2 protein-coding genes are annotated in these 975 nt (G+C 44.1%); both read left to right on the forward strand.

Features of this window, described 5'->3' with window-relative positions; all coding sequences use genetic code 11:
* Positions 1–399: PorV/PorQ family protein (locus AC1DND_RS28490; protein ID WP_477586288.1), on the forward strand; the 399-nt coding region annotated here is incomplete at its 5' end.
* A 115-nt stretch (positions 400–514) separates the two neighbouring features.
* The coding region (locus tag AC1DND_RS28495; protein WP_477586290.1) for a discoidin domain-containing protein at positions 515–975 on the forward strand (461 nt) is incomplete at its 3' end.

Genomic DNA, 975 nt, shown 5'->3' on the forward strand with positions numbered 1-975 from the left:
CTGGCCTTGGATCTGAATAAACTGCTTATACCTACCCAGCCTATTTATTCACCTGATGGAGAGATTATCAGTGGAAAGAACCCGGATCGGTCTGTTCCTGCAGGGATCTTTGGGTCATTTAATGATGCACCTGGAGGCTTTAGTGAAGAAGTAAGGGAAATAGGTTTATCAACCGGGCTCGAACTGTTATTTAAAGATAGGTTGGTATTCCGTGCGGGCTATAACTACCAGGATGCGCAGAAAGGTGATGGCAGTTATTTTACCCTCGGTGCAGGCTTTAGGTATCAGATCTACAGCATTGATATGTCTTACCTGGCTACCGCAGAAAGAAGCAATCCGCTCGCCAATACGATTCGGTTTGGCCTTGCCGTAAATTTTCTCCCGAGGAAGGGAAAATAACAGCAATAACAAGCAGATCGTAGCCAGACATTACTGGTGAAAATATAGGGCAGAATAGGAGGAGATGGCTTAAACAAAACTAAAACCAATATTATTTAATTTAAACCCTGACCAAATGAAAAAACGATTACTTTCTTTTCTGGCCATGCTATTGCTCTGTGCARTTGCGAAYGCCCAAAACCCGGTCACCATCACCGCAGCCGCTTCAAAGCGGCCGTCCCAAAGTGGTAGTGAAATTACGAAAGCCTTCGATGGCAATTTAACAACCATGTACCACTCTAGCTGGTCTTTAAACGCCATGCCGGATACGGTTGATTTTTATTTTGTTGGTGTRAAAAGCATTAATAAAGTTGATTATACACCAAGGCAGTCGAGTACAAATGGTATCTGGACCACTGTAGATGTTTATTATGCTTCTGCYGATGCACCTTCGGTTTTTGTAAGCAAGCTGAGCAATATTAGCTGGGCCCAGACCAATGCGGTAAAAACGATCGACATGACAGCCAGCCCGATTGTAAAACCCTATATCGTCCGCTTTGTAATCAGGGCGGCAGGAGGCAATTTTTCAAGTTGTGC

Source organism: Pedobacter sp. 01N416 (assembly GCF_056399685.1).